Below are 18,238 nucleotides of genomic sequence, written 5' to 3' on the forward strand. Positions count from 1 at the left end.
CGGGCGAAGGAGGCCCAGAGGGTGCAGGCGTTCTCGCCGCCGGTGAGGGCGGCGTCGGCGGCGATGATGGCGTTGCGGCCGGTGACGAACCCGGGGCCGCAGCCCTGCATCTTCAGCCCGTCGATGACCAGCTGCAGAGCGAGGTTGTTGCCGCCGCTCTTCCACGGCTCGTAGATGTTCGGGTTGAACCCGTGCCGGTCGATCAGGTTCCAGGTCATGTCCCACAGCACCGAGGCCCAGCCGTGCCCGATGCCGTGCGGGGCGGCCAGGGAGGTGCCGTTCAGCCAGCCACCGGTCTTGATGCTGTCGTAGGTGAACGGCTGGATGTCCATGTTCCGCGAGTACGGCCGCGGCCGGATGCCGCCGCCGTGCCGGTCGTCCTGGAACAGCACGTACGGTCCCATGCCGCGCTGGCCGTCGGCCGTGTCGAACTTCGGGTCGAGCAGCATGGTGAGCGCGACGTAGTCGCTCCAGCCCTCGCCCATCTGCTCGTTGCCGGTCAGGCAGTTGACGGTCGGGCCACCGGTCAGCCGGTTGGAGATGCCATGGGTGTACTCGTGGATGATCACGCCGGCGTCGAGGTCGCCGTCCCGGATGCCCGGGTGGTTCGGGTGCTTGCGCACCGAACCGGTGACGGTGCCACCGGCGATGGCGGCCTTGACGGCGGCCCCGTCGGCCTGGGTCACGGCGACCGCAGGGATGGTGACCGGCGCCGCCGCCATGGATCCGGTGAGCACCGGCGCGGTACCCGCCGCGTTGTGGGCGACGACCAGGGCCTTGGCGCCGAGGGACTGGGCGACCTGGGCGCGCTGGAGGTACGTGCAGGCAGTGGTGCCGCCGTCGACGACGCTGATCCACCCGGTGGAAGGCAGCGTGCCGGGGTACGCCGCGGCGGTGCAGCCGGTGCCGGCGTGGACGAACTGGTGCTCGGGCAGGCCGGCCACCGTGGGCGCCGGCGTGAACCGCGACCAGGATGCGTCGAACGAGCCCACGCCATCCACGACGATCTGGTTCGGGCTGCCGAACTGGGTGCCCGGCCAGAGGTACATCTGCATCCGGGGGGTGCCCCCGTCGAGAGCCGGGGTGGAGAAGTTCGCGTTGTTGGTGCCGCCGCCGTCGGCCGCCTCGGCGCGGACGTAGTCGCCGCCCGTGCCGCCCCGGCCGTAGTTGTTGACCTGGAAGTTGCCGGACGCCTCGTCAAAGCCGTACTGGTAGGCGATGTCGTGGACGACGTTGTTCCAGTAGAAGAGGTTGGCGGTCGCCGCGTCCCGGTAGTTCTGCGCGTGCTCGGCCAGGTCGAGCGGGGAGTCGAAGGTCAGGTTCGCCCCGCCGTCCGGGCTGCTGCCGAAGTCCGCCGCGTTGTTGTTGTCCTGGTCCTGGTAGGCGTGGACGTTGTTGCCCTGGGTGGTGGTGTGCTCGGCACCAGGGGCGCCGTCGGTGTCGTGCCAGCCGTGCGGCGACGCGGTCCCGTCCGCCGGGTTGGTCACCAGGGTCCGTGGCCCGTCGTTCGGGCTCTCCTTCGCGGCGGCGAACACCCGGTAGCTCGACCCGTCCTGGACCGGGTTCGGCGAGCCGGTGCTCGCGGCGTTGAGCGGCGCCGAGGTCGCGGTGCGGCCCAGGTTGCTGGCGATCTCCTCAGCATTCTCGTGGGTGGTCCAGTCGTCGGCGTTGAGCAGCTTGCCGGTCTCGGCGTCGACGGTGGCGTTCCAGAGGTGGGTGTCGGAGGAGTCGTCGATGACCAGCTGCCAGGCCAGGCGCAGCCCGTCGTCGGTCTGTTGCCAGCCCAGCTTGGCGGGGATGGGCTGGTCGGAGATGCCGCTGCCGGAGACGACGGTGCGCTGGGCCGGGCCGCCGCTGCGGCTCATCACCTGCGGGTTCGCCGGGTCGGCCAGGTCGAGAGCGCCCGCGGCCGCCTGCACCGCGTCCACCGCATCCAGTGACGCGTCGCCGGAAGCCTTGTTGTCGGACAGGCCGGACACCAGGGTGTCACCGACGAAGATGACACTGCCGTCGCGGGCGACGTTGACCGTCGCGGTCGCGCCGAAGACCTCCAGGTCCTGGTACCGCTGCGCCAGGTTGACGTGCGTCACCCCGTTGTGGCGGTCGGTGTAGCTGGACGCCACTGCGAGGTCGGACAGGTCCATGGCACGTACGCCGAAGTCGGCGGGATGCGCCCGCAGGTAGCTGGCGGCGATCTCGTTCGGCGAGCCCTCGTTGGGTCCGGTCAGGAAAATCGGGCTCGCCGGGCCGGCCTTTTCAGGATCAGCCCAGACCGGACTCGCGGACAGCGTGGTCATGGACGCGACCAGCGTTGTGGACAACAGCAACGCGGCGTTGCGTCGACCACGGGACAGACGCAGATGGGGCACCGCTGCTCCCTTCGTGGGGGTGGACAGGACAGCATGGAGCACCGATTCCCGACCGCCGCAGCGGTCCGCCACGCGGATCCGCAGCGCTCACCCGGCGGTTACGTTCAGTAGTCAGGCCGGTGCGAGGTGAATGGCATGGACGCTACGGTGCGGCTCGCGGGCCGTTCATCCGACGAGTGGCGGAACATTCGATCAGTAGCTCCTACGCCTGTTGTGGCCCGTCCGGTCGCGCCCGATCTGCAGACTCCTCAGCTGGCGATGGCCGCGAAAGCCCTGGCAGGGACGGAGCTGCGGGAGTGAGAGCGGCCGGCAGCGATCGGTGGCGGCGAAGCGCCCGCCAGTCCCGGTACCGGTCGGTCACGGCCGTCGGCGGTGCAGGGGACGACCATCGCGGGACCCAATTGGCACCATGCCGCGATCGGGCCCGGGTCAGTCCGCTTTGTATCGTGCCGACCTGGCTCGACGGGGATGAGGCGGATCTCCCGCACCGACAGCTTTGGGCCGAACCAGCGGCATCCCAAGCGGCGGCTGCGCACTGGTTCAGCTACGCAAATACCTGCATATCCCGCAGGCTCCTTGACCAATGAGCGATCGACGGTACGGTCCTTACTCAACTCACACGACGCGCCTCCCACCACCGGACGTCGCGTCAGGTCTTTCGATCGGAAGGCGGCAGATGAAACTTCAATTGGGTTCCAGGTCAGGTAGGGGGCGGCAGGCGCTCGGCCTGATGGCCGCAGGGTTGCTCCTGGTCGGCGTGCTGCCCGGCACGGCGTCGGCCGCAGAGCCCGATCCACGGATCGGCCTCGGCGGCGGCTGGCACGACGCACAGTCCGCGATCAGCAACCTGGAGCACTTGGCGCACCGCGACAAGCCGGCGGGTTTCGTCGACCCGGCGAACCCCGGCAACGGTGGTTACTACGCGTCGGACTTCACCTTCGGCGGCAAGTACGCGTTCCTGGGCAACTACAACGGGTTCAACATCGTCGACGTCTCCAAGCCCGCCGACCCGACGCTGGTCACCAGCGTCGTGTGCCCGGGTGGCCAGGGTGACCTGTCGGTCCACGGCAACCTGCTCTTCATGTCCGTGGAGGAGAGCCGCGGGCGGGTCGACTGTGGTACGGACTCCAGCGTCGGCACCCGGTTCCAGGGCGTCCGCGTCTTCGACATCAGCAACGTGCTGAACCCGGTGCAGGTCGCGGCCGTTCAGCTCTGCCGCGGCTCGCACACGCACACGGTGGTGGCCGACCCGAAGGACGCCGACAACGTCTACGTCTACGTCTCGGGCACGACCTCGGTGCGGCCGGCGACGACGATGGAGGGCTGCAACAACGACCTGGCAACGGGCGAGAACCCGTCGCGGTGGCGGATCGACGTCATCAAGGTGCCGCTCGCGGCACCCGAGCAGGCCGCTGTGGTGAACCAGCCGCGGCTGTTCGCGGATCCGGTGACCGGCCGGATCGACGGTCTGCAGAACGGGCCGCAGACGCCCCGGCACCCGTCCGGGTCGACCTGGTCGCCGACGCCGAACACCAACGCCTGCCACGACATCACCGCGTACCCGGAGATCGGGCTGGCCGCCGGCGCCTGCCAGGGCAACGGCATCCTGATCGACATCTCGGACCCGGCCAACCCCCGCCGGATCCATGAGGTCTCCGACCCGAACTTCGCGTACTGGCACTCGGCGACGTTCAACAACGACGGCACCAAGGTGATCTTCACCGACGAGTGGGGCGGCGGTAGCGGCGCGCGCTGCCGTGACACCGACCAGCCGGAGTGGGGCGCCAACGCGATCTTCGACATCGCCGACCGGAAGATGAAGTTCGCCAGCTACTACAAGCTGCCGGTTCCCCAGTCGCTGCAGCAGAACTGTGTCGCGCACAACGGATCGCTGATCCCGGTGCCCGGCCGCGACATCATGATGCAGGCCTGGTACCAGGGCGGCATCTCGGTGTTCGACTTCACCGACTCGGCCAACCCGCACGAGATCGCGTTCTTCGACCGCGGCCCGGTCAACCCGAACGCGCTCGTGCTCGGTGGGTTCTGGTCGGCGTACTGGTACAACGGCAACCTCTACGGCAACGAGATCGCCCGCGGCCTGGACGTGTTCAAGCTGACGCCCAGCCAGCACCTGTCGAAGGCGGAGATCGAGGCAGCCTCGCAGGTGCAGCTTGGCCAGTTCAACGCCCAGGGCCAGCCGAAGATCACCTGGACGCCGAGCTTCGCGGTTGCGCGTGCGCACTACGACCAGCTCGTACGTGCCAAGGCCGTCGGCAACCCGCTGAAGTTCCAGGTCGACCAGTTCCTGCAGCGCGCCGAGCAGTTCGCGGCCAACGGCCAGCGCGACGCCGCTGTGTCGCAGTTGCAGGAGATCGCCGGCAAGCTGACCGCTTCGGAGCACCAGAAGCTGAAGCAGGCCATCCTGGACCTGTCGGCATCGCTCTGACCTGTCACTGACCGAAGGGCACCTCGACTCGAAGCCTTCGAGCCGAGGTGCCCTTCGCCTTTTCTCCGTCAGCCGGACGGGTATCAGCGCATCTTGGCCAGTAGCTCCTGCATCCGCTGAATCTCGATGCTCTGGTCGGCGTTGACCTCACGGGCGAACTGATCGCTCGCCGGCTCGAGCCCGCCACCCGTCGCGTAGAGTTCCTCCACCATCGCCAGCGCTCCCTGGTGGTGGCGGATCATGAACGTGAGGAAGAGCCGGTCGAACTCCGCGCCGCGCGCCTGCTTGAGCTGGTCGAACTGCTCGCCGGTGAGCATCCCGGGCATGAGCTTGTGCCCGGCATGACCCGCTTGCGGCCCCGTGCTCGGCACGCTCCGCTCGTCAAGCCACCGCTGCATCCGCGTGATCTCGTCACGCTGCGACACGTCGATCCGCTTGCCGAGCATCGTCACGTCCGGGTTGGTGGTACGGGCCGACAGGAGTGCGGTCATCTGCAGCGCCTGAGCGTGGTGCGGGATCATTCCCTGAATGAACAGGGTGTCGGCCGCGGTGAACTTGGGCGGCGAGAGCTGAGACAACTCGTTCGCTGACAGTGATCTGCCCGGTTGGCCCGGCGCGCCCGGCTGGACCGCGTGCGAGCTCGGCGGACGGTACGTCGGATCGCTGTCGGGCCAGAGGGCGATGGTCACCCCCGAGCCGACGGCGACCGTGGCTACTACAGCCGAAATGATCAGGCGACGAGACAGGAGCATGATTCACGTACCCATCCAGCTTGAGCTGCGCAGAAGTGAAGGCCATAGTGCCTGATGTCCGTCGCCGTCACCAGGCTCCAGCCGGCCATGCATCAATCACCCACAGGCCGACGGGCGGCCGATTCACCCGAATGACCAATGCCGGTCGACGAGGGGCCGACCAGGTGATCCGCCGTTGTGACACATTGCCGGTAGGGGGAGTGGATGGGGCGGGGTTTCGCGTCGCCGGCCAGCATGGGCAGCGGGAACGGCGGCAGGCGGCAGCGGGCGATCGGCCGGTGAACCGGCACGGACCGGTTTGGCCGCGCCCTGGCCGGGCAGGCAGTGGATTACCGCCAGATCTGCGAGGTGATGGACGTGCGTGAAGACGACACGATGCGGGAGTCCGCCCGCCGGGCCGAGGACCGGCTCACCGCCGGCGTGTACGGCGAGGGCGCCCTGGACGAGGTGACCGTGCCGCAGACGGACGTGCTGCGGGTGATCCAGGAGGAGGATCCGGACGACCCGGCCGACGTCCCGGTCGACCCGAACGTGCTGCGTGACGGCGGCCCGACCCGGGGGCAGGGCGCGTTGACCACCACCGGTGGCACCGCCGGCCCGGCGAGCGTCCGGCGGCTGGCCCGGCAGCCCGAGCGGCACCCCGGCGTGGTGGCGCCCACCACCACAGGCGACGCGACCACCGGTGGCATGAGCACCCCGGCCGGCGGGTCGACCAGCGACGCGTCCGCCCCGGGCAGCCACGTCGGCGACGTCACCGACGAGTGACGCCGGGGACCGGCCCGCACCGGGGCCGGTCCGATCACGCTCGAACCGGGAAGTAGTGGCCTCACCCGCGACGGGAGGCCACTACTTCCCGTGTCCAGCACGATGTCCCGCGCGGCCCGGCCGGCGGCCCGGCGCAGCAAAGGCGGGGCAGCCGGGTCAGGCGGCGACCCGCAGCACCCCGAGCCGCTGGGTGGCCCGGGTCAGCGCCACGTAGAGGTCGCTGCGCCCGCGCGGGGACTCGGCGACGATGCCGTCCGGGTCGACCACCAGCACCGAGTCGAACTCCAGGCCCTTGGCCTGGCCGACGGTGAGCACCACCACCCGGCTCTCCAACTCGGGCTGCTCACCGACCGCCACCTCGGGCAGCGCGGCCACCACCGCGGCGGCCAGCTCGTCGGCCCTACCGGCCGGCACGATCACCCCGAGCCGCCCGTCGTCCAGGCCGGTGGCCTCCCGGGTGGTCGCCGCGACCAGCTCCCCGGCCAGCCGGACGGCATCCACCGTACGGTCCCACGGCGGCACGCCGCTGGAGCGTACCGAGCGGGGTGGGCGCAGCGCGGGGTCGATCTCGGCGAGTACGTCAGCGGCCACGGCCATGACCTCGGCGGGGGTGCGGTAGCTGACGGTCAGCTCCTCCAGCCGCCAGCGCTGCGCCACGTACGGCTCCAGCGCGTCGGCCCAGGAGGGGGTGCCGGCCAGGGCACCGGTCTGCGCCACGTCACCGACGATGGTCATCGACCGGCTCGGGCAGCGGCGCATCAGCAGCCGCCAGGCCATCGGCGACAGCTCCTGCGCCTCGTCGACGATCACGTGCCCGAACGCCCAGTTCCGGTCGGCCGCGGCCCGCTGGGCGGTGGTCAGCCGGTCGGCCTCCTCCTGCCGTTCCAACAGCCGGTCGGCGTCGATCAGGTCGGTGACGCCGAGGATCTCGCCGCCGTCGGCCTCGTCCTCCACGTCGATCGAGCGGGAGCCCCGGGCGATCTCCAGCACGCCCTCGGCGTACTCGCGCTGGAAGGAGCGGATCCGTTCGCGGCGGGCGGCGGCGGCCCGTTCGTCCTCGCCGAGCAGTTCGGCGGCCTCGTCCAGCAGCGGCACGTCGGCCGGTGTCCAGCCGCCCGGCTCCCGGTGCAGCAGCGCCCGCTCGGCGTCGGTGAGCATCGGCGCGGCGGCGGCGATCCGGTCGGTCGAGGCGTACAGGTCGGCGAGCAGCCGCTGTGGGGTGAGCACCGGCCAGAGCTGGTCGAGTGCGGCGCGGATTCCGGGCTCCTCGCGCAGCTCCCGGCGGATCTCGGCACGGTCGGCCTCCTCCAGCAGGTTCTCTCCGCCGAGCGGGTCGGCGCCGATCCGCTCGGCGATCTGCGCGGCGAGCGCGTGGACGATCTCGACGTCGAACAGGGCCCGGGCGAGGTTGTGCGGGCGGCCGGAGCGGCGGGCCCGGTCGCGGGCCTCGCGGACAACCTCCGGGTCGAGCCGCAGTGTCTCCCGTTCGACCTCGATCTCCAGCGGCTCGTCCGGCACCCACTGCCGGTCGCGGACCGCGGCGGCCAGCACCTCCGTCATCACCGTCCGCCCCTTGAGCGCCGCGGTCCCGGCCGGTTCGGCCCGCCGCGCGCTCACTCCGGGGAAGAGGTCGCCGGGGGTACGCAGCAGTACGCCCGTCTCGGCCAGCGTGGGCAGCACCTGCGAGATGTAGCGCAGGAAGGTGGCGTTCGGGCCGACCAGCAGCACGCCCCGGCTGGAGAGTTCCCGCCGGTGGGTGTAGAGCAGGTACGCGGCCCGGTGCAGCGCGACGGCGGTCTTGCCGGTGCCGGGGCCGCCCTGGACGACCAGGACGCCCGGCAGGTCGGCGCGGATCACCTGGTCCTGCTCGGCCTGGATGGTCTCGACGATGTCGCGCATCCGCCCGGTCCGGCCGGCGTTGAGCGCGGCGAATAGGGACGCCTCACCGGTGAGTTCCTCGTGGGCGGTGGGGGAGGCGGTGGCGAGGTCGAGCACCTCGTCGTTGAGCCCGGTGACCTTCCGCTGCCGGGTACGCAGGTGCCGGCGGCGCCGCACGCCCTGCGGGTTGGCGGCGGTGGCGAGGTAGAACGGCCGGGCGGCGGGGGCGCGCCAGTCCATCAGCAGCGGGTCGTAGTCGCCGGTGGTGTCGAAGATGCCGATCCGGCCGATGTAGTGCGCGGCTCCGTCGGTGTCGTCGAGGCGGCCGAAGCAGAGCCCGTTCTCCACGGCGGAGAACTGCTCGACCTGGTCGGCGTACATCCGTACCGCGCTGTCGCGCTGGGACCGGGCCTGCAACGTGCCGCCGGTGGTCCGCAGTTCCTCGGTGAGCCGCCGGGCGGCCTGCTCACGCATGCCGTCCAGCTGGCCGTAGAGCATCGAGACGTACTCCTGCTCGCGGCCGATCTCGTCGTCGTGCCGCTGCGCGACGGAACCGTCGGATTGCGTTGACAAGCCGTCTCCTCGTCAATTAGAATGGGCGCAGGAATGGCCGTTGTCGCCATTCCTTTTTTGTGTCCGAACTGAGAAAGATACCGCGTCGCGAGCCGTCGCACCACGCATGTCCGCCGCCCGCGACCATGTCACACCGCCGCGCCCGGCATGCCGTCCCGCCCGGCCCCCTCAGGGGGAGGCGTCAGCGGCGGCGGGTGCAGACCTCGCGGGCCCGGCTCACGGTGTCGGTGGACCAGACCACCGCGACGGTGAAGCAGTAGTCGTTGCTGCGGTCCAGGCCGTACACGATGAAGTTGTTCGTCCCGGCGGGCAGTTCCTGGAAGGCCTGCGGGTCCTGTCCGGCGCGGCCGCCGGAGATGACCACCGGCCCCTCCGCGCCCGCCGGGTACTCCCAGTCCAGGGCGATGTTGTCCCGGCGGTCGCGCAAGGTCACCCGTCCCGGGGGCGTGCCGGGCGGGGCGGCGCCCCCGGCGGTCGGCGGCGCGGGTGACGGGGCGGGGCTCTGTGGCGGGCCGGTCGGGGAGGTGGCGGGGGCCGGCGGGTCGTCGCCGCCGTCGATCCGGGACACCCCGGCGACCACCGCGACGGTGCCCAGCACCACCACGGTCAGCCCGGCCACCACGGCCGGGGTCGTCCGGTTGCGGCGCGGCGGCGGCACGTGGTGCGGGGGCATCACCACCGGCAGCAGCCGGGACGGGTCCGGGTGGCGCTGGGCCACCCGGTGCACCCCGTCGGCCTCCTCGGCGTACCCGGCGGCCAGCCCGACCACGGATGGGGGGACCGACTCGTTCGCCGGAGGTTCCGGCTCGGTGACCGGCTGCGGCGGCCATCGCTCGGTGTCCGGGTCGTCGGCGTACGGGGATTCGGCGTCCTCGGTGGGCAGCCGCTGGCCGGGCACCGTCGGTGGGTACGTCTGGTCGGTCGCGGCCGGCCCCACCGGCCAGGCGGGCGGCTCGGGTGGCCCCTCGTCGGGCGGGGCGGTGCGGGCGGCCGGCACCACCGGGGTGTCCCGTTCCGGGGGCGGCTCGTCGTCGCAGGCGTGGTCCGGGTCGGCGGCGGCCCGGGCCAGCGCGGCGACCTGCCGGGCGAGCGGGTCGTCGGCGGGCAGGTGCTGGCGGGCCAGCTCGCGGGCGAGCGCGAGGTTGTCGTGCGCCTCGGTGAACCGGCCGCAGTCGCGTTGCATCGCCCCGAGCCGGGCCAGCATTTTGATGCCGCTGGGATGGCCGTCGCCGTAGACCTCGCGGTGCAGCTCCCAGGCGTCCTGGAGGCGTTCGCGGGCCTGCGCGCACTGGCCACGGGCGTACTCCACGGTGGCCAGGTCGGCGTACGCGGCGAGCACCCGCAGCGACTCCGGCCCGTCCCGGGCGGTCAGCTCCAGGATCACCTCGGAGTAGAGCCGGGCGGCGCGGGCGTCGCTGCCGACCCGGTGCAGCACCGCGGCCAGGGTCGCCCCCGCCGAGATGGTCCGCTCGTCCGAGCGTCCGTACAGCCGGGTGGCGGCGGCGTACGCGAAGGCCGCCCAGCCGCGGGCGGAGTGCGGCTCGCCGAGCGCGACCAGCACCCGCGCCTGGAGCCCGGCGGCGTCGGCCAGTTCGGGGGAGGCGCGGTCGGGCCGGGGGTCGGCGTCGGTCAGCGCGTCGGCGAGCAGTCGCTGCGCGCCGGCCAGGTCGCCGGCGGACACCAGGTGGTGCGCCTGGAGGGTCAGGTCAGCGAAGCCGGAGGGCACGCCCCATCGTGCTCGTCCGGCGACGGTATGTACAAGTCCCGACGGTGATCAGTCGTCAACCGGTCAGGTGCGCGACCAGCGTCTCGCTGATCCGGCGCAGCTGGTCGACCTGTGCCGGGCTGAGCGCGTCGAAGAGGTGGTGGCGTACCCCCTCGACGTGGCCGGGGGCGGCGGCGGCGAGCACCGCGAAGCCGTCGTCGGTGAGCACGGCGATCTGGCCGCGCCGGTCGGTCGGGCAGTCCTCGCGCCGGATCCACCCGGCCGACTCCAGCCGGGCGGCGGCGTGCGAGAGCCGGCTGCGCGAGGAGCCGGTCAGGTCGGCCAGCTCGCTCATCCGCAGCTGCCGCCGGGGGGCCTCGGAGAGCCGGACCAGGATCTCGTAGTAGGCGTGCGGCATCCCCGCGTCGCGTTGCAGCTCGCGGTCGAGGGTGTCCATCAGCGCTCGGGAGGCGGTCAGGAAGGCCCGCCAGGTGCGCTGCTCGTCGGGGTCCAGCCACCGGGTCATGACGCCCATCATAGCGGCACTGGTTGAGTGTTCAACTAAATCGCGCTAGTGTGGGGTGCATGGGAATCCACCGCCTCAACCACGCCGTCCTCTACGTCAGCAACCTCGACCGCAGCGTCGCCTTCTACCGCGACGTGCTGGGCTTCCGGCCGGTGCCGATGACCCCGGACGGATTCCGTGGCGCCGCCTTCCTCCAGGCGCCCGACTCCACCAACGACCACGACCTCGGCCTGTTCGAGATCGGCGCGGCGGCCGGCCGCTCGCAGGCCGGCCGCGCCACCGTGGGCCTCTACCACCTGGCCTGGGAGCTGGACACCCTCGACGAGCTGGGCGCCACCGCCGAGCGGCTGGCCGCCGCGGGCGCGCTGGTCGGCAGCTCCGACCACGGCACCACCAAGAGCCTCTACGGCCAGGACCCGGACGGCCTGGAGTTCGAGATCGTCTGGCTCGTCCCGGCCGACCTGATCGACGACGCCGCGCTGTCGGCGCGCAGGCGGATCGGCCGGCTCGACCTCGACCGGGAACGGCAGCGCTACGGCGGCCAGACCCGGGGCGGGGTGGGCATCTCCGTGTCGGCCTGAAGTCGCCGTACGGTACAACGACAGAATGTCCACCGACACCGTCCTGCGTGAGCTGCTCGTGCGGCAGCTCGACCACTGGCTGCCGGGGGCGCTGCACCGCTCCCGGCGCGCCACCCTCGCCCTGTCGTACGCGGGGGACCCCGGCACCGCCGAGGCGGCCCTGCGGGTGGTGGCCGAGTTCGCCGACCGGCTCCGGGGGCGGCGGCTGACCGTCCTCGTGCTGGCCGGCGGCGGACCCGACCTGCCGGCCCGGCTCGGCCCGGTCGAGGCGACGCTGCCGGCCGACGTGGCCGTGCACGTGGTCCCGGGCGAGGCGTCCCGGCTGCCGGTGGTGCTCAAGGCGGCCGGCGCGGCCGGCGCGCCGCTGCTGACCCTGGCCGACGCCGCCGCCCCCGAGCCGGCGCTGCTGGCCGCCGCGGCGACCGGCCGCCCGGCCGAACTGCTGCTCACCGCGCCCGCCCCGGCCACCCTCCGGCCGGCGCTCACCGAAGCCGGCTTCCCGCTGGTCACCGAGGTCGAGCTGGTGCCCGCCGACGGGTCACCGGCCCGGCGGGTCGCCTTCGGCACCGGACTGGACAAGAGCCTGGAGGCGTTCAAGGACGCGCTCTGGGAGGTCGACGAGTTCGCCGGGGTCCGCTACCGCGACCCGGGGGACCCGGCCGGCGGGCTGCTCGACATCGCCCTGCACCCCGAGCCGGGTCCGCTGCGCCGTGAACTGCTGGCCGAGCTGGCCCGCTCCGGCCCGCGTACGGTCACCGAGCTGCGCCGGCACACCCTCACCGCGACCGTCTACCGGGCCGCCGACACCGTCCCCGCGCTCACCACCCTGCTGCACTCCGGCGCGGTCACCCGCGACCCGGAGCACGGCCGCCTCGGCGGCGACGTGCTGATCAGTGTCGGCCCTGGCGGGGACGGCCGGTCAACTGCTTGACCACGATGGACGCCCCGGTGGTCACCACCCCGATGCTGAAGAGCATCTGCGCGCTGACCACCACCCGGGCGATCTGCCCCTCCGCGTGCACGTCGCCGTAGCCGATGGTGGTCAGCGTGGCGAGCGCGAAGTAGAGCGCGTCGATCCGGGTCTCCAGGTTCACGAACTCGCCGGGCCGGGAGTCCGCCACGATGTAGTCGGCCAGGGCGAAGGCCAGCACGCCGGCCACCAGGGCGACCGCGAGGCGGATCAGCGCCCGGACCTGCGCGTTGTCGGTCGGCGTCTGGCCGGCGAGCTGCCGGCGTACCTGGCCGGTGACAAGCAGGGCGACGGTGAGGACCAGGATCAGGGTGCCGGCCGAGCGCAGGACGAGCCGCAGCCGGTTCGGGTCGGGCGCCACCGGCACGAGGAAGTAGGCGAGCACCAGCAGCACCGACGCCACCACCGCCCAGCGCCGCTCCCGCCGGTAGGACCCGTCCGCGCTCATGTGGCGATTCTGCGCCGGGGACGCCGCCGCGATTCGCGGAACGGCCAACCCCGGACAGCGGCGATGCCGCCGGCGCCCGGGATCAGGGACGTGCCGCCCGGGCCGGGCGACGCGAAACGCCCGGAACGCCGGGCGGGGTGCCGGTGAACCACCGGCACCCCGCTCGACCTCGGGAGGTCACGCCCGGGACTTGTCCTGCTTCCAGGAGAGCGGCCCCGGCAGGTCGACCCGGTGCGCCCTGGCCCTGGAGTTCCAGGACCAGCGACCGATCTTGATGCTCCAGGAGGAGAAGCCGTTCTCGGTGAAGTTCAGGATGATCGGCCCGTACTTCTTGCGCTTGCGGAACATCAGACCCATCGTGGGCTCCCCTCGCCTTCTCCGGTACTGCCCTGCTGTGTCGACATCGAACATGCCCGGATCCACGATTTGCGAAACCTGCTCCCGATCCGCTCCGGACGGGCCAATGGCAATGCTGTGCGGGTCCGGCTCCGTTACATCTCACCGGAGGTGATCCGCGCTGTGACGGGGACCGCGCCCCGGAACAGGGCTCAGGCGGGCACCGGCGCGCGGTCGACGGCGAGGACCCGGGTGACGCTGCCGTCGTCCTCGGTGACGTCCCGCTCGTGGACGAAGCCGAGCTTGGCCAGCAGCGCCAGCGAGGCCTTGTTGTCCTCGGCGACGGTGGCGTACACCCGGGACAGGCCGAGGGTGTCGAAGCCGTACCGGACCAGGGCCCGGGCCAGCTCGGTGCCGAGGCCGCCGCCCCAGGCGGGCTTGGTGAGGGCATAGACGATCTCGTGGCCGTCCACGTCGTCGGTGCGCTTGATCTCGGCGTGCCCGACGTACCGGCCGTCGCGGCGGACCGCCCAGACGTCGAAGAGGTCGCCGGCGTAGACCTTGCTGAACACCCGGCCGAACAGGGCCACGGCGTCGTCGGGGGCGAGCGGGCCGTCGCCCATGAACCGGCCCACCTCCGGGTCGGTGAGCAGGGCGACGGCGTCCTCGGCGTCGGCCGGGCGGTAGGGCTCCAGCAGCAGCCGGTCGGTGCGCAGGGTGGGGGTGGGCATCAGCGCGGCTCCCAGGCGTCGGGCAGAGCGGTCAACCTACGGACGTGCGCGGGCAGCCGGCCACTGATTATCTCGGCGAGGCTGACCTCGTCGAGCACCTGCCGGACGGCCGCCCGGACGGCCACCCAGAGCCGCGGCAGGTTCTCCGCCGAGCCCTCGTACCGGGTCTCCTCGGGGCGCAGGCCGCGCACCCCCGCCAGCGGGCCCTCCACCGCGCGCAGGACCGCCCCGACGGTCAACTCGCGGGGCGGCCGGGCCAGCGTGTAGCCGCCCTCCGCGCCGCGCTGGGCCCGCACGACGCCGGCCCGGCGCAGGTCGGCCAGGACGGCCTCCAGGAACTTGCGCGGCATGTCCTGTTCGGTGGCGATCGCCTGGGTGGACAGCAGCGCCGGATACGCGCTGGCCAGGCTCAGCGCCGCCCGTACCGCGTAGTCGCCGCGCGCGGAGATCTGCACCCCGCCATCATGCCCGGCCAGCTCAGCACGTCGGGTCGGCGGGCCGACGGGGCCGCACGATGCGCCGCGGCGGCTGCCCTCGTGCGGCCCGGAACGCCCCGGGACTCACCCCGACCTCGCGGGTGAAGAAGCGGCCGAAGTTGGTCGGCTCGGGGAAGCCGAGCCGGCGGCCGATCAGGGCCACCGGCTCGTCGGTGGCGGCCAGCAGCCGGCTGGCCTGCAGCGCCACCCGCTCGTCGACCACCTGCTTGGCGCTGCGCCCGGTCACGGCCAGGCAGGCCCGGGTCAGGGTACGCACCGAGCAGCCCAGCTGGGCGGCGTAGTCCTCCACCCGGCGGGTGTGCTGGTAGCCGCGCTCGATCTCCCGGCAGAGCCGGCGGAAGGTGGTCAGCTCCGTGCGCTGTGGCCCGCCCCCGGCGCCGGCCGGCCCGTCAGTCGGGAGCAGCGCCAGCCGGAGCAGCAGGACGGCGAGCTGGTGGCGCAGCAGGCCCCGCGCGGCCGGGTCGTCGCGGTGCCGGCGACAGTCCACCGTCAACTGGCTGACCTCGTTGATGACCGCGTCCTCGTCCTCGCCGGCCAACTGGTGGTGGGTCGGCACGGCGTCCGGGTCGACGTCCAGGCCACGCAGCGCCTCGCCGCGCCAGCGCACCACCGTCGCGTCGAGCTGCGGGGTGCAGCGCAGCACCAGGCCGGGGCTGGCCCGCAGCAGCGTGCCGGGCCGGCAGGGCAGCGCGCGGAAGTCCAGCTCGGCGGTGCCGTGGCCGCCGGTGACCAGGATCAGCAGGTCCGCGTCGAGCAGGGTGGGGCGGCGCCACCCGGGGTCGGGGGCGAGGTCACCGAGGTCGAGCAGGTCGATCTCGGCGGTGGGCAGGTCGGGACGGGCTGCCGGGGAGAGCTGACCGGAAGGGACCATCACCTGCGACGGTAACCGGAGGTGGAGACGGTCGCATCCCGGCGACGGGACCGTGGTGCCGCGTACCCGCGGGTTGTCCGGGGTCGGCGGGCCCGGTTACGTTACCGAGCGGTAGGCCCGCGCTGCTGCCGGCGCTGCGCGCCGCGGCCAGCGCCGACGACCCGGCCCGCATGATCAACATCGGGTCGGTCGACGGCATCCGGGTGCCGTTCATGGAGGTGTACGCGTACTCCGCCACCAAGGCGGCCGTGCACATGCTGACCCGCAGCCTCGCCCACCAGTTGGCCGGTGAGCAGATCACGGTCAACGCGATCGCCCTGGACCCGTTCGAGAGCAAGATGATGGCGTTCGCCCTGGAGGACCCGGCGTCCCGTTCGGCGATCGAGCAGCAGGTGCCGCTGGGCCGGATCGGCCGCCCGGAGGACATGGCCGGCACGGCGATCTACCTGTCGTCCCGCGCCGGGGCGTACCTGACCGGCGCGGTGATCCCGGTCGACGGCGGCCTCACGACGCACGGCTGAGGCGTACCTGATCGTGGTGAGCCGGAGCCGCGCGGACTCGGCAGATCCGCGCGGCCCCGATCGGGTGGGGTCAGCGGCCGGCGAGCAACCGGTTCACCGCCGTGTCGACGTCGAGGTGCTCGGCCTCGCGGCCGCGCGGGACGACGACGTAGGTTCGCCGCAGGAAGCGCACCAGGACGCTGCGCGGCACCTCGAAGAGCGCGTTGCCGTCGGGTGACGACAGCGCCAGCGCGACGAAGTCGCCGCGTGGGGTGGCCCAGGGCCAGACCCGGACGTCGCCGATGCCGGCCGGTTCGTCGAGACCGGTCACCAGCAGTTCGCGGGCGAAGGACCAACTGACGGCCTCGCCACCGGCGGATTCGGCGTGGAACAGGACATGGACCGCATACGGGTCAGCAGGGTCGTAACGCAGACTGGCACGCACCGGCAATGCGGTGGCGTCAGGCGCGACGAGCCTTAGCGACGTCTCGACCTCTACGGTCGTCGGTCGGATGACACTCATGGACGTTCTCCCCCCGGCACCGCTGCGGAACGCGCGTGTCCCGCTTTTCCCATACTCAGGTGCTACTCCTGGCTACGCTCCGCCATGCGCTGACTTCACCCAGTGGTGGGAAGTGCTTCGGAAGCGCCGCCAGAATGTGAAAATTCTTGTACGATTTCCGGTCTGCCCAGTGCGTGATCCCGCCCGGCGTCGGGTGGCTCAGTCGTCGACTTACTCCGGTAACGTCCAGTGGTCTGCGCAAGTGACGGGCCGGGGCGACACTGGGGGGTGAAATGGTCACGAACCGATCCTCAATGGATGCGACGACCGCGGCCGGCTCACCGAAAGTAGGGGCCCGAGCAGCCGAAAGGCGGGGGAACGCGGTGCCGATGGATCAGCACGACCGGGACGGTCGGCCGGCCTCCGACGGCCGCTCCGGTCGAGGTGGCAGGCCCGCCCGCCGCGCCACCTCGCGCACCGTCCGCGGTGGCGCCGCCGGCCGCTCCACCCGGGGTGACGCCGCCGCCCCCCGCGACGCCGATCACGACGCCGCCGGCACCCCCAACGGCCCCGGCGGCACCGGTACGGCCCTCGCCGACCGGCCCCGCAGCGGCTTCCGGCAGCGGGTCCGCACCAGCCTCGACCTGATCCGCGCCAACCCCACCGGCCGGGTCACCCTCAAGATCTTCATCTCGATCGCCGGGGCGATCGTGGTCACCATCGGCCTCGTCCTCATCCCGCTGCCCGGCCCCGGCTGGCTGATCGTCATCGCCGGCCTCGCCATCTGGGCCGTCGAGTTCCACTGGGCCCGACGACTGCTCGCCTTCACCCGCCGACACGTCCAGGCCTGGACCCGCTGGGCCACCTCCCGGTCCCTGCCGGTACGCCTGGTGCTGGGCTCCGTCGGGCTCGTCTTCGTCGCCATGGTCGTCTGGCTGTCGCTCAAGTACAGCCTCGGCATCGACCTGGTGGCCCGCCTGCTGCACTACCTCGCGACCAACTGACGCCCGGCCCCGCGGCGCGCGGACCCCGGATTTCCGGTCCGCTCACACGATCAGGTAGAGTCATCGGCGCTGAGGGCGATTAGCTCAGCGGGAGAGCGCTTCGTTCACACCGAAGAGGTCACTGGTTCGATCCCAGTATCGCCCACGCAGGTCAAAGGCCACTTCCCGGGTTCGGGAGGTGGCCTTTCTGCTGTCGTACGGCAGTGAAGTACAGCAACGGTCAGCGGGCGGGTGGCGACCATGCGAGGGGATGTCCGCCTGTGCTGTTACTTTGCCGGCCGTGAATGATCAGCTGACGTGGATCGACCGGATCATCGACGTGACCGGATGGCGCCAGGAGCCCGAGGATGGCGTCGGCTGGGAGCAGGTGGAAGCCGAACTGGGCGTCGCGCTGCCGACGGACTTCAAGGAACTATGCCGGCGGTTCGTGCCGGGGGCGTTCTACGCGTGGCAGGTTCAGCCGGTCGTAGCATTTGATCTTGCTGGTTCGGTGGGACAGGATGTTCCGCCGTGCGTGCGTTGTTGACCTTGGCTGATCGTGAAGAGATATCCCGTGGCCTGGCCGAAGGCCTGGAGTACAAGCAGATCGCGGTCCTGATCGGCCGGAACCCGTCGGTGGTGTCGCGGGAGGTCGCCCGGCACGGTGGCCGGGTCGGGTACCGGGCCGCGGCGGCCGACGCGGCGGCGGCGGTCGCCCGGTGCAGGCCGAAGACGTGGGCGGTGGAGCGGGTACCGGGCCTGCGGGAGGTGGTACGCGAGCGGCTGCGGTTGGGGTGGTCGCCGG

Annotated in this window: 18 protein-coding genes, 1 tRNA gene and 1 pseudogene; 9 read left to right on the plus strand and 11 right to left on the minus strand. The window is 72.2% G+C overall.

All coding sequences use genetic code 11. The features are described from left to right. Positions 1-2,369: M36 family metallopeptidase (locus tag AB0I41_RS11180; RefSeq protein ID WP_357104882.1), on the minus strand; the 2,369-nt coding region annotated here is incomplete at its 3' end. A 730-nt stretch (positions 2,370-3,099) separates the two neighbouring features. On the opposite strand from AB0I41_RS11180, the gene AB0I41_RS11185 reads away from it, so the two are divergent. Then, positions 3,100-4,815, plus strand: coding sequence for a hypothetical protein (locus tag AB0I41_RS11185; protein ID WP_357104884.1), 1,716 nt, complete (start codon positions 3,100-3,102; stop codon positions 4,813-4,815). A gap of 83 nt (positions 4,816-4,898) precedes the next feature. On the opposite strand, the gene AB0I41_RS11190 is transcribed toward AB0I41_RS11185, so the two are convergent. Beyond that, positions 4,899-5,504 (minus strand): DUF305 domain-containing protein, encoded by a 606-nt coding sequence (locus tag AB0I41_RS11190; protein WP_357104886.1) that lies wholly within the window; start codon positions 5,502-5,504, stop codon positions 4,899-4,901. Between the two features lie 420 nt (positions 5,505-5,924). Between AB0I41_RS11190 and AB0I41_RS11195 the strand changes: the two genes are divergently transcribed. Beyond that, complete coding sequence (locus AB0I41_RS11195) at positions 5,925-6,332, plus strand: hypothetical protein (RefSeq protein WP_357104888.1); 408 nt, start codon at positions 5,925-5,927, stop codon at positions 6,330-6,332. 156 nt (positions 6,333-6,488) lie between these two features. On the opposite strand, the gene AB0I41_RS11200 is transcribed toward AB0I41_RS11195, so the two are convergent. The 3 genes from AB0I41_RS11200 to AB0I41_RS11210 form a co-directional block, all read right to left on the minus strand. Then, positions 6,489-8,708 (minus strand): ATP-binding domain-containing protein, encoded by a 2,220-nt coding sequence (locus AB0I41_RS11200; RefSeq protein ID WP_357104952.1) that lies wholly within the window; start codon positions 8,706-8,708, stop codon positions 6,489-6,491. A gap of 256 nt (positions 8,709-8,964) precedes the next feature. After that, positions 8,965-10,509, minus strand: a complete 1,545-nt coding sequence (locus AB0I41_RS11205; RefSeq protein WP_357104889.1) for a tetratricopeptide repeat protein — start codon at positions 10,507-10,509, stop codon at positions 8,965-8,967. Between the two features lie 55 nt (positions 10,510-10,564). Then, a complete protein-coding gene (locus AB0I41_RS11210; RefSeq protein ID WP_357104955.1) occupies positions 10,565-11,023 on the minus strand; it encodes a MarR family transcriptional regulator in 459 nt (152 codons plus the stop codon). Between the two features lie 50 nt (positions 11,024-11,073). Between AB0I41_RS11210 and AB0I41_RS11215 the strand changes: the two genes are divergently transcribed. Together AB0I41_RS11215 and AB0I41_RS11220 are read left to right on the plus strand one after the other, a co-directional pair. After that, a complete protein-coding gene (locus AB0I41_RS11215) occupies positions 11,074-11,595 on the plus strand; it encodes a VOC family protein (RefSeq protein ID WP_357104892.1) in 522 nt (173 codons plus the stop codon). A gap of 25 nt (positions 11,596-11,620) precedes the next feature. Further along, on the plus strand, positions 11,621-12,526 hold the full coding sequence (locus tag AB0I41_RS11220) for a hypothetical protein (protein WP_357104895.1): 906 nt from the start codon (positions 11,621-11,623) through the stop codon (positions 12,524-12,526). Here the strand turns inward: AB0I41_RS11220 and AB0I41_RS11225 are convergent. The 5 genes from AB0I41_RS11225 to AB0I41_RS11245 form a co-directional block, all read right to left on the minus strand. After that, positions 12,486-13,013 (minus strand): potassium channel family protein, encoded by a 528-nt coding sequence (locus AB0I41_RS11225; RefSeq protein WP_357104898.1) that lies wholly within the window; start codon positions 13,011-13,013, stop codon positions 12,486-12,488. The genes AB0I41_RS11220 and AB0I41_RS11225 overlap by 41 nt on opposite strands. A gap of 177 nt (positions 13,014-13,190) precedes the next feature. Then, positions 13,191-13,370 (minus strand): DUF4236 domain-containing protein, encoded by a 180-nt coding sequence (locus tag AB0I41_RS11230; protein ID WP_350706667.1) that lies wholly within the window; start codon positions 13,368-13,370, stop codon positions 13,191-13,193. 191 nt (positions 13,371-13,561) lie between these two features. Beyond that, entirely contained in the window at positions 13,562-14,080 is a 519-nt protein-coding gene (locus AB0I41_RS11235) for a GNAT family N-acetyltransferase (RefSeq protein ID WP_357104902.1), read from the minus strand. Beyond that, the gene (locus AB0I41_RS11240) at positions 14,080-14,535 is read right to left on the minus strand and encodes an Rrf2 family transcriptional regulator (protein ID WP_357104905.1); all 456 of its coding nucleotides are present in this window, start codon (positions 14,533-14,535) and stop codon (positions 14,080-14,082) included. Before AB0I41_RS11240 ends, AB0I41_RS11235 begins: the two co-directional genes overlap by 1 nt. 22 nt (positions 14,536-14,557) lie before the next feature. Beyond that, positions 14,558-15,448: an AraC family transcriptional regulator gene (locus AB0I41_RS11245; RefSeq protein ID WP_357104908.1), complete on the minus strand. Its 891-nt coding sequence runs from the start codon at positions 15,446-15,448 to the stop codon at positions 14,558-14,560. Positions 15,449-15,567: 119 nt separating this feature from the next. Here AB0I41_RS11245 and AB0I41_RS11250 point away from each other — a divergent pair. Further along, a pseudogene (locus AB0I41_RS11250) lies at positions 15,568-15,969 on the plus strand (SDR family oxidoreductase); the annotation flags it as partial. Positions 15,970-16,039: 70 nt separating this feature from the next. On the opposite strand, the gene AB0I41_RS11255 reads toward AB0I41_RS11250, so the two are convergent. Beyond that, a complete protein-coding gene (locus AB0I41_RS11255; RefSeq protein WP_007457244.1) occupies positions 16,040-16,471 on the minus strand; it encodes an SsgA family sporulation/cell division regulator in 432 nt (143 codons plus the stop codon). 293 nt (positions 16,472-16,764) lie between these two features. Between AB0I41_RS11255 and AB0I41_RS11260 the strand changes: the two genes are divergently transcribed. The 4 genes from AB0I41_RS11260 to AB0I41_RS11275 form a co-directional block, all read left to right on the plus strand. Next, on the plus strand, positions 16,765-17,454 hold the full coding sequence (locus AB0I41_RS11260) for a TIGR02611 family protein (protein ID WP_357104911.1): 690 nt from the start codon (positions 16,765-16,767) through the stop codon (positions 17,452-17,454). A 73-nt stretch (positions 17,455-17,527) separates the two neighbouring features. After that, positions 17,528-17,599: transfer RNA gene (locus tag AB0I41_RS11265), tRNA-Val, on the plus strand. A 135-nt stretch (positions 17,600-17,734) separates the two neighbouring features. Continuing rightward, positions 17,735-17,980, plus strand: a complete 246-nt coding sequence (locus tag AB0I41_RS11270) for a hypothetical protein (RefSeq protein WP_357104914.1) — start codon at positions 17,735-17,737, stop codon at positions 17,978-17,980. A gap of 2 nt (positions 17,981-17,982) precedes the next feature. Then, on the plus strand, positions 17,983-18,238 hold a 256-nt coding region (locus AB0I41_RS11275), incomplete at its 3' end, for a helix-turn-helix domain-containing protein (protein ID WP_357104917.1).

Origin of the sequence: Micromonospora sp. NPDC050200 (assembly GCF_040656135.1) — a bacterium.
Lineage (GTDB): Bacteria > Actinomycetota > Actinomycetes > Mycobacteriales > Micromonosporaceae > Micromonospora.

What these genes read in the sequence shown, in the direction of transcription:
- AB0I41_RS11220 (WP_357104895.1), top strand. Translation starts at nt 11,621, where the DNA reads ATGTCCACCGACACCGTCCTGCGTGAGCTGCTCGTGCGGCAGCTCGAC.
- AB0I41_RS11255 (WP_007457244.1), bottom strand. Translation starts at nt 16,471, where the DNA reads ATGAGTGTCATCCGACCGACGACCGTAGAGGTCGAGACGTCGCTAAGG.
- AB0I41_RS11230 (WP_350706667.1), bottom strand. Translation starts at nt 13,370, where the DNA reads ATGGGTCTGATGTTCCGCAAGCGCAAGAAGTACGGGCCGATCATCCTG.
- AB0I41_RS11200 (WP_357104952.1), bottom strand. Translation starts at nt 8,708, where the DNA reads ATGCTCTACGGCCAGCTGGACGGCATGCGTGAGCAGGCCGCCCGGCGG.
- AB0I41_RS11225 (WP_357104898.1), bottom strand. Translation starts at nt 13,013, where the DNA reads ATGAGCGCGGACGGGTCCTACCGGCGGGAGCGGCGCTGGGCGGTGGTG.
- AB0I41_RS11245 (WP_357104908.1), bottom strand. Translation starts at nt 15,448, where the DNA reads ATGGTCCCTTCCGGTCAGCTCTCCCCGGCAGCCCGTCCCGACCTGCCC.
- AB0I41_RS11215 (WP_357104892.1), top strand. Translation starts at nt 11,074, where the DNA reads ATGGGAATCCACCGCCTCAACCACGCCGTCCTCTACGTCAGCAACCTC.
- AB0I41_RS11185 (WP_357104884.1), top strand. Translation starts at nt 3,100, where the DNA reads ATGGCCGCAGGGTTGCTCCTGGTCGGCGTGCTGCCCGGCACGGCGTCG.
- AB0I41_RS11260 (WP_357104911.1), top strand. Translation starts at nt 16,765, where the DNA reads ATGGATGCGACGACCGCGGCCGGCTCACCGAAAGTAGGGGCCCGAGCA.
- AB0I41_RS11235 (WP_357104902.1), bottom strand. Translation starts at nt 14,080, where the DNA reads ATGCCCACCCCCACCCTGCGCACCGACCGGCTGCTGCTGGAGCCCTAC.
- AB0I41_RS11210 (WP_357104955.1), bottom strand. Translation starts at nt 11,023, where the DNA reads ATGGGCGTCATGACCCGGTGGCTGGACCCCGACGAGCAGCGCACCTGG.